The sequence below is a fragment of the Streptomyces sp. NPDC058240 genome (assembly GCF_042882135.1).
GTDB lineage: Bacteria > Actinomycetota > Actinomycetes > Streptomycetales > Streptomycetaceae > Streptomyces.
The window spans coordinates 129,952-138,732 of the sequence record NZ_JBHVWT010000010.1; the positions used below are offsets into that span (position 1 = coordinate 129,952).

Here is an 8,781-nt window from a genome sequence, read left to right on the forward strand (position 1 = left end):
CCGCGGGCGAGCACGTGCGCGCCTCCCGGGAACGCACCCTCAAGTGGCTCCTCGACTTCGAGCGGGGCGCCCCTTCCTGAGGGGGCTCGGGGGAGGCGCCCCGGGGCCGCGGTGGTGACGGTGCGTCAGGGGCGGTCGGTCAGGTAGCCGCCCATGGAGGTGAAGTACTCCGTCGCGGGCAGCTCCCGGCCGGTCTCGGTCCGTACGCGGGTGATGGCCAGGCCGTGGTTGCGGCCGGTGCGGGCGCCGGCTCCGGCGACGATCACCACGCCTTCGCCCTCGCGGTAGAAGATGCGGCCGGGCGTACCGCCGTAGCGGTTCTGCGACACCACCGCGGCGAGGACCTCCAGACGCTTGCCCTTGTGGAAGGTGAAGGCGCTGGGGTACGGCTCGGACTGGGCGCGGACCAGGCGTTCGAGGTCCTCCGCCGGCCAGCTCCAGTCGATGCGGATGTCCTCGGTGGACCGCTTGTGGAAGAAGCTCGCCCGGGAGCGGTCCTGCTTGGTGAACTCCGTCTGCCCGGCGGCGATGAGGGCGAGTGCGCCGATGGTGACCGGGGCGATGAGGTCGACGGTCTTGTGGAAGAGGTCGGTGGCGGTGTCCGCCGGACCGACCGGAACCGCCTCCTGGCGGACGATGTCGCCGGCGTCGAGTTCGTCGTCCATCATGTGCGCGGTGACGCCCACCTCGGACTCGCCGTTTACCAGGGCCCAGATCAGCGGGGAGAAGCCGGCGTACTTCGGCAGCAGCGAATCGTGCACGTTCAGCGTGCCGTGGCGCGGGAGGCCGAAGATCCGCGGCGGGATCCAGGTCCGCCAGTTGTTGGCCACGATGATGTCCGGGTCCGCCTCCTTGAGGCGCTCGAACAGCTCGTCGTCGTCAGGGCGGTTGCGGATCAGCACCGGGACGCCGTGCTCCTCGGCGAGGTCGGCGACGGAATCGCTCCAGATCTTCTCGTACGCGTGCTCGCTCTTGGGGTGCGTCACGACCAGTACCACGTGGTGCTCGGAGTCCAGGAGGGCTTGCAGGGTGCGGTGCCCCCAGGTCTGGTAACCGAACATGACGACCCGCATGGGGTTCCTCCTCAGGGCAGGGATAGACCGGCAGCAAGTAAAGCAAGGCTTACCTTAGTTTGCAACAGGGTGATTTCGGGCCCGTATTGACGCCCCGTCAGCCTCCGGTGCCGGGTTGCCCTATCGACAGCACCGTGTGATTAGCTTAGGCTCACCTAAGTTTGCTGGGCAGCTCCGTCGGCGTGCCCACCTTTCGTACTTTCCCTACGCCTGACAGGCGGCTTTCCCGCACGATGGGAGTGACATGTCACAGGTTCTTCCTGGCGACGCACCACTGGTCCACGACCTGATCGGCATCGGCTTCGGCCCCTCCAATGTGGCCATGGCGATTGCGCTGAGCGAGCACAACTCAGGCGTCGGCAGGCAGGAGCCGGTCACCGCTCACTTCTTCGAGCAGCAGCCGAGCTTCGGCTGGCACCGCGGCATGCTGATCGACGACGCCACCATGCAGGTGTCCTTCCTCAAGGACCTGGTGACGCTCCGGAACCCGGCCAGCGAGTTCAGCTTCCTCTGTTACCTGCAGAGCAAGGACCGGTTGATCGACTTCATCAACCACAAGAACCTCTTCCCGCTGCGGGTGGAGTTCCACGACTACTTCGAGTGGGCCGCGGCCAAGGTCGACGACATGGTCTCCTACGGCCACGAGGTCGTCGCCGTCACACCCTTCGTCCACGACGGTGCCGTGGAGTACCTGGACGTGACCGTCCGGTCGGGGGAGGGGCTGGAGGTCCACCGGGCCCGCAACCTCGTCATCGGCACCGGGCTGCGCCCCCTCATGCCGGCGGGCGTGGAGCGCGGTGACCGGATCTGGCACAACTCCGACCTGCTGCGCAAGGTCGACGGCCTGGAGGGCGCCTCGCCCTCGCGGTTCGTCGTCGTGGGTGCCGGGCAGAGCGCCGCCGAGAACGTCGCCTACCTGCACCGCCGCTTCCCCGAGGCCGAGGTCTGCGCGGTCTTCTCCCGCTACGGTTACAGCCCCGCCGACGACAGCAGTTTCGCCAACCGGATCTTCGACCCCGGGGCGGTCGACGACTACTTCACCGCGCCCGACAGCGTCAAGAGCCGGCTGATGGCCTACCACGGCAACACCAACTACTCCGTGGTGGACATCGACCTGATCGACGACCTGTACCGGCAGATGTACCAGGAGAAGGTCCTCGGCACCGAACGGCTGCGCTTCCTCAACGTGTCCCGGGTCAGCGACGTGGAGGAGACGCCCGACGGCGTCCGTGCCACCGTGAAGTCCCTCGTCACGGGCGAGGAGACGCTCCTGGACGCCGATGTCGTGGTGTTCGCCACCGGTTACAGCCCCGCCGACCCCCTCGGCCTCCTCGGCGAGGTCGCCGACCGCTGCCTGCGCGACGACGAGGGCCGCGTCCGCGTCGAGCGCGACTACCGTGTCTCGACCGACCCCGGTCTGCGCTGCGGTATCTATCTGCAGGGCGGTACGGAGCACACGCACGGCATCACGACCTCCCTGCTGTCCAACACCGCGATACGGGTCGGCGAGATCCTGGACTCACTGCTCGACCGGGGCGTCAAGTCCGCCTCCGACGAGGCCCGGCCGGTCGTCGACGGCACCGGAACAAAGGGATAACGAACGTCGACATGGGCACGACTGCAGTTGAGCGCCCCGCGCCCGGGGGTACGACAGAGGCCCGCCGGCGGCGGGTCGTGGGCCTGGTCGCGCTCGTGGTGATCCTCGTGATCGCCGCGGCGGTGTCGTTGGCCGTCGGCACGCGCGCGCTGAGTCCCGCCGAGGTCTGGCACGGACTGTTCGCGGCGCCCGACGCCGACCGGCGGCTCACCGAGATCAGGCTCATCGTGCAGACCGTGCGGGTGCCCCGGACGGTACTCGCGGTCGTGGCGGGCCTCGCGCTGGGGGTCGGCGGTGCGCTGATCCAGGGGTACACCCGCAACCCGATAGCCGATACGGGCCTGCTGGGGGTGAACTCCGGCGCCTCGTTCGCGGTGGTGTCGGTGATCGCCGTGTTCGGGTTCGCCGACCCGTTCCAGTACGTCTGGTTCGCCTTCGTGGGCGCGGGTGTCGCCGGCGTCGTCGTCTTCGGTCTGGCGAGCATCGGCCGGGGGGCGGGCAATCCGTTGACGCTCGCCCTGGCCGGGCAGGGGATCACGGTGTTCCTCGCGGCGATGACCACGGCGGTCGCGCTCTCCGACCAGAAGTCGCTGAACGCGCTGAGGTTCTGGAACGCGGGCTCCGTGGCCGGTGTCGGATTCGACGTCATCTGGCCGGTGACCGTGTTCGTGGCGGCCGGACTGGTGCTGGCACTGATCACCCTGCCCGCCCTCAACCTGCTCAACCTGGGCGACGACGTGGCGCGGGGGCTGGGAGTGAACATCGCGCTGAGCCGGACCATCGGCATCGTCGCCATCACCCTGCTCGCGGGTGCGGCCACGGCGGCCTGCGGCCCGATCGCTTTCCTCGGGCTCATGGTGGCCCATGTGGCCCGGTATCCGACCGGCCCCGACTACCGCTGGCTGGTGCCGTACGCGGGTCTGCTCGGATCCGTCGTCCTGCTGGTCTGCGACATCGTGGGGCGTCTGGTGGTGCGGCCGGGCGAGTTGGACGCGGGTGTGGTGGTCGCCCTTCTCGGCGCCCCGTTCTTCGCGATTCTGGTGTGGCGGGGAAAGTTCAGGAACGCATGAACGGGACAGACGTGAACCCATCGGTGGCGCCGGGCGTACGGCTCGGCCATGTGTCGTTCGTATGGCGGCCCTGGCTCGTCCTGGTCACACTGCTGCTGCTGGCGGAGACCTTCCTGGTGTTCTGCCTCTCCATCGGTATCGGGGACTTCCCCATCGGCCTGTCCAGGGTGATCGCCACGATCCTCGGCCGGGGCGAACAGGTCGACGAGTTCGTGGTCATGGATCTGCGGATGCCGCGTGCCCTGGCCGGTCTCGTCGTGGGCGTCGCGCTGGGGATGTCCGGGGCGATCACGCAGTCGGTCGCGCGCAATCCGCTCGCCAGTCCGGACATCCTTGGCATCACCGGGGGAGCGAGCGCGGTCGCGGTGTTCCTGGTGACGGTGTCGGGCGGGACCGCCGCGGCGGTCGTCGGCTCGGTGGGCCTGCCCGCGGCGGCGCTCGCGGGCGGTCTCGGTACCGGGCTGCTGGTGTATTTCCTGGCGTGGCGGCGCGGGATCGACGGCTTCCGGCTCATCCTCATCGGTATCTCGGTGAGCGCCGTGATGGAGGCGATCACGACCTGGCTGCTGGTCTCGGCCGACATCAGGGACGTGGCCAGGGCCCAGGCGTGGCTGGTCGGTTCGCTGGACGACCGGTCGTGGGACCAGGTCCGGGTGGCGTTCTGGTGCACGCTCGTCCTCATCGTGGTGGTGGCCGGTGTCGCGTTCCAGTTCAAGCCGATGCACCTCGGCGACGAGGTCGCCGCCGGGCTGGGCGTCCGGTATTCGAGGGTGCGGGCGGTCCTGCTGTTGTGCGCGGTCCTGCTGGCCGCCGTGGCGGTGAGCGCGGCGGGCCCGGTTCCGTTCGTCGCCCTGGTGGCTCCGCAGGTGGCGATGCGTCTGGCGAAGTTCCCGACGCCGCCGATGGTGGCCTCCGGCCTGGTGGGAGCGTTGCTGCTGATCGGCTCGGACCTGGTCGCGCGCACCGCGCTGCCGATCACTCTCCCGGTCGGCGTGGTCACCGCCGCGATCGGCGGCCCGTTCCTCGTCTATCTGCTGGTGCGGGCGAACCTGAGGTAGACGGTAAGAAGTAAGGCGAACCTAGACAAGGGGGGCTTGTGGCCGCTCAGTTCATCACCGAGATGGGGACCGGGATCGGGACCGGCGTCGAGGACGTCCCACGGCTGGCAGCCAGGGGTGTCACGGTCGGGTACGGCGGTCGCACGGTCATCGACGATCTCGACGTGGTGATCCCTCCAGGGGTGATCACCACGATCATCGGTCCCAACGGCTGTGGGAAGTCCACCCTGTTGCGCACCCTGACCCGGCTGCTCAAGCCGGCCAAGGGAACGGTCGTGCTGGATGGCGAGGACATCGGCAGGCTCAGGACCAGGGACGTGGCGAAGAAGCTCGGTCTGTTGCCGCAGGCACCGGTCGCGCCGGAGGGGCTGACGGTGGCCGACCTGGTCGCCAGGGGGCGTCATCCGCACCAGAGTTGGCTGCGGCAGTGGTCCTCGGACGACGCCGGCGTCGTGGAGCGCGCGCTGGCCATGACCGGGGTGTCCGAGCTGGCCGGCCGCCCGGTCGACTCGCTGTCCGGCGGACAGCGCCAACGCGTCTGGATCTCGATGACGCTGGCCCAGGGCACCGACCTGCTGCTGCTGGACGAGCCGACCACCTATCTGGACCTGGCGCACGCGATCGACGTGCTCGACCTGGTGGACGACCTGCACGAGTCGGGGTGCACCGTGGTCATGGTGCTGCACGACCTCAATCTGGCCACGCGCTACAGCGACAACCTCATCGTGATGCGGGAGGGATCCGTCCTGGCGCAGGGGCACCCGCGCGATGTGATCACCGCCGAGTTGCTGCGGGAGGCGTTCGGGCTGCACGCCACGGTGATCGACGACCCGGTGGGCGATCGGCCGCTCATCGTGCCGATCGGCCGTACGCACGTCCGGCACGACCCGTAGCCGCTTGTGGGGTGCGGGCGCGGGCGAGAGCCCAACTCGTGCCCGACGGAGGATGATTCAGAAGTTAGGCTAGGCTGGCCTCACTTGTGCGGGATAAGGTTTGGCTGCCCTTACACAGAGGTGCAGTGGGCAGTGTGAAAGCAAGGGATTCCGGATGCTTCTCCATCGAACGACGCGCGTGAGGCCCTGGCGGCGGGTGGCGGGGATACTGTCCGCCGCGACCCTGGGCGTCGGCCTCCTCGCGGGATGCGGTTCCGACTCGGCGGACAGGAAGAGCGACGACGCCCCGGCCGCCGCCGCGGGCGCGTTCCCGGTCACCGTGGAGCACGCATTCGGATCCACGGAGATCACCAAGGCTCCCCGGCGCGTAGTCTCGGTGGGCTACACGGACGACCAGGCGATCCTGGCGCTCGGCATCAAGCCGGTCGGCATGGTCGACCAGTACCCGAACCCGGCGGGCAAGTCCCCCGACATCAACACCCAGTGGCCCTGGGTCAAGGACAAGTGGGGCGACACCCGCCCCGAGGTCATCATGAACAACGGTGACTCGGGCCCCAATTACGAGAAGATCGCCTCCCTGCGGCCGGACCTGATCATCGCGGTCTACTCCGAGATCGACCGGGCCGCCTACGAGAAGCTCTCCAAGATCGCCCCGACGGTGGGCCGCACCAAGGGCGAGAAGGAGCCCTTCAGCGCGCCGTGGCAGGACAACGCGCTGCACATCGCCAAGGCGCTCGGCAAGGAGAACGAGGGCACCGAGCTGGTCCAGGGCATCCAGGGCAAGCTCGACGCGGCCAAGAAGGCGCACCCGGAGTTCGCCGACCAGACCGCCGTGGCGCTGTCCTGGTACAAGGACTCCGTCGGACCGTTCACCTCCACCGATGTGCGCGGACGGTTGGTGACGGGTACCGGCTTCAAGTACCAGACCAAGATCGACACGATCGCGGACGGCAAGTTCTTCACCGTGCTGTCCCCCGAGCGCATCGACCTGGTCGACGTCGACCGTATCTTCGTCATCAACGACAAGGCGGACACGGAGGCGCTGAAGAAGTTCAAGCTGTTCGCCAACCTGTCCGCCGTCAAGAACGGCAAGGTGTCGTACCTGCTGGACAGCGAGGGACCGGCGGTCGGCGCGGCCATGTCCCAGGGCACCCTGCTGTCGTTGCCCTACGCGATCGACGAGCTCGTCAAGTCGGTCGACTAGAAATGCCGATCGGACTGCCCCGTCCCCGGAGAGATTTGGTCTTCGTGTGAGCGTCACCGACACCCCCGTCGCCCCGGCAACCCTGCGCACGGCGACGGGGGGCGAGGCCGCCGGGTGGGTCACGACGCACTGCCGCCGGGCCCCGTGGCTGACGGCCTCCACCCTGCTCACCGCGGCGGCCGGGGCGGCGCTCCAGGTGCTCCCCGTGCTTCTGCTGGGCCAGGTGGTCGACGGGGTGGTCGGTGGCGAATCGCGCTCGGTGCTCGTCAGGATCGGGGTACTGATGGTGGCCGCCGCGCTGCTCGGCGCGGTGGCCACCGCGGTGTCGACGTATCTGATCGGACGGCTGGGAGCGGATCTGCTCGCCCGGCTGCGGGAAGGCGCCGTCCGCGCGGTGCTGGGGATGCCGAGCGCACGCGTCGAACAGGTCGGCCGGGGCGATGTGCTGTCCCGGGTCGGCGACGACGTGGCCGTGCTGTCCAAGGGCATCCGGGCCGCCATCCCCACGGTGTTCTCCGCCGGTGTGCTGGTCGTCATCGCCACTGCGGGCATGTTCGGACTGGACTGGCGGCTCGGCCTGGCAGGCGCCGGCGCGCTGCCCGCGTACGCACTGGCCCTGCGGTGGTACCTGCCCCGGTCCGCGCCGCTCTACCGGAAGCAGCGGGCGGCCCAGGCCGACCGTGCGCAGGCGTTGATCAGTGGTCTGAACGGGATCGATACGGTCCGGGCGTACCGCATGGAGGACGCCGTCCGCGAGAAGGTCACCCGCGAGTCGTGGCGGGTGCGCGAGTACGGCGTCGATGTGTTCCGGTTCTTCGGACGGTTCGTCGGCCGGGAGAACCGCGCCGAGTTCATCGGGCTGACCCTGATCGTCGTGGTGGGGTACGCCCTGCTGGAGGCCGACGCCGCCAGCCTGGGCGAGGTGTCGGCGGCCCCGCTGATGTTCCACCGGCTGTTCACCCCGCTGGGCGCCATCATGTTCACCTTCGACGAGGCGCAGAAGTCGGGCGCGAGCCTCACCCGGCTGGTCGGGGTGCTGGGGGAGCCCGCGGAGGACCGGCTGGTGGGAGACGTGTCCGTCCCGGCCGCGGACACCGGACCGTGTCCGGTGACGGTGGAGGGCCTGACCTTCGGCTATCCCGACACCGACGAACCGGTCCTGCGGGATGTGAACCTGTCCATCCCGGCCGGTGGTTCGCTCGCCCTGGTGGGGGCGACGGGTGCGGGCAAGTCGACGCTGGCCGCGCTGATCGCCGGCACAGGGACCCCGCAGGCCGGGTCGGTGCGCATCGGACCGTACGACCTCGCCGGTCTGGACGAGGCGGGGGCGCGGGCCCTGGTGAGCATCCTGACGCAGGAGACGCACGTGTTCTCGGGCCCGCTCGCCGACGACCTGAGGCTCGCCGCGCCCGGGGCGGGCGATGCCGAGCTGATGGACGCCTTGCGCACGGTCGGCGCCGACGGGTGGGTCGAGCTGCTGCCCGACGGGCTGGACACCATGGTCGGCGAGGGCGGCGAGCGCCTGGACGTCACCAAGGTCGCCCAGATCGCCCTGGCCCGGCTGGTGTTGGGCCGCTCGCCGGTGGTGGTGCTCGACGAGTCGACCGCGGAGGCGGGCAGCGAGGGTGCCGCCGAGCTGGAGCGGGCCGTGCTGGCCGCGTGCTCGGGCCGGACCACGCTGTTCGTGGCGCACCGGCTGACCCAGGCCATGGCGGCGGACCGGATCGCCGTGCTGTCCGCGGGACGCGTGGTGGAGGAGGGAACGCACGGGGAGCTGGTGGCTCTGGGCGGCCAGTACGCGCGGCTGTGGCGCGCCTGGCGAGAGGGTAGTTAGGTGAACCTCAGTGAGGTTAGGCTAACTTTCATACCTCGGAAGGATGCTGAGT

General features: G+C 69.5%; 7 protein-coding genes. 6 read left to right on the plus strand and 1 reads right to left on the minus strand.

What is annotated here, in order from left to right; all coding sequences use genetic code 11:
• Positions 1-125 precede the first annotated feature (125 nt).
• The gene (locus ACFVX4_RS19185) at positions 126-1,073 is read right to left on the minus strand and encodes a methionyl-tRNA formyltransferase (RefSeq protein ID WP_389978467.1); all 948 of its coding nucleotides are present in this window, start codon (positions 1,071-1,073) and stop codon (positions 126-128) included.
• Between the two features lie 244 nt (positions 1,074-1,317).
• Between ACFVX4_RS19185 and ACFVX4_RS19190 the strand changes: the two genes are divergently transcribed.
• The 6 genes from ACFVX4_RS19190 (at position 1,318) to ACFVX4_RS19215 (ending at position 8,729) form a co-directional block, all read left to right on the plus strand.
• The gene (locus ACFVX4_RS19190) at positions 1,318-2,670 is read left to right on the plus strand and encodes a lysine N(6)-hydroxylase/L-ornithine N(5)-oxygenase family protein (protein ID WP_389978469.1); all 1,353 of its coding nucleotides are present in this window, start codon (positions 1,318-1,320) and stop codon (positions 2,668-2,670) included.
• 11 nt (positions 2,671-2,681) lie between these two features.
• The gene (locus ACFVX4_RS19195) at positions 2,682-3,740 is read left to right on the plus strand and encodes a FecCD family ABC transporter permease (RefSeq protein WP_389978471.1); all 1,059 of its coding nucleotides are present in this window, start codon (positions 2,682-2,684) and stop codon (positions 3,738-3,740) included.
• A complete protein-coding gene (locus ACFVX4_RS19200; RefSeq protein ID WP_389978473.1) occupies positions 3,737-4,798 on the plus strand; it encodes a FecCD family ABC transporter permease in 1,062 nt (353 codons plus the stop codon). Before ACFVX4_RS19195 ends, ACFVX4_RS19200 begins: the two co-directional genes overlap by 4 nt.
• A gap of 38 nt (positions 4,799-4,836) precedes the next feature.
• On the plus strand, positions 4,837-5,691 hold the full coding sequence (locus ACFVX4_RS19205; RefSeq protein WP_389978475.1) for an ABC transporter ATP-binding protein: 855 nt from the start codon (positions 4,837-4,839) through the stop codon (positions 5,689-5,691).
• 154 nt (positions 5,692-5,845) lie between these two features.
• Positions 5,846-6,895, plus strand: coding sequence for an iron-siderophore ABC transporter substrate-binding protein (locus ACFVX4_RS19210; RefSeq protein WP_389978477.1), 1,050 nt, complete (start codon positions 5,846-5,848; stop codon positions 6,893-6,895).
• 46 nt (positions 6,896-6,941) lie between these two features.
• Positions 6,942-8,729, plus strand: coding sequence for an ABC transporter ATP-binding protein (locus ACFVX4_RS19215; RefSeq protein WP_389978480.1), 1,788 nt, complete (start codon positions 6,942-6,944; stop codon positions 8,727-8,729).
• Positions 8,730-8,781 lie beyond the last annotated feature (52 nt).

Excerpts from the sequence above, each read along its gene's own strand:
- ACFVX4_RS19185 (WP_389978467.1), bottom strand. The coding sequence starts at position 1,073 with ATGCGGGTCGTCATGTTCGGTTACCAGACCTGGGGGCACCGCACCCTG.
- ACFVX4_RS19190 (WP_389978469.1), top strand. The coding sequence starts at position 1,318 with ATGTCACAGGTTCTTCCTGGCGACGCACCACTGGTCCACGACCTGATC.
- ACFVX4_RS19195 (WP_389978471.1), top strand. The coding sequence starts at position 2,682 with ATGGGCACGACTGCAGTTGAGCGCCCCGCGCCCGGGGGTACGACAGAG.
- ACFVX4_RS19200 (WP_389978473.1), top strand. The coding sequence starts at position 3,737 with ATGAACGGGACAGACGTGAACCCATCGGTGGCGCCGGGCGTACGGCTC.
- ACFVX4_RS19210 (WP_389978477.1), top strand. The coding sequence starts at position 5,846 with ATGCTTCTCCATCGAACGACGCGCGTGAGGCCCTGGCGGCGGGTGGCG.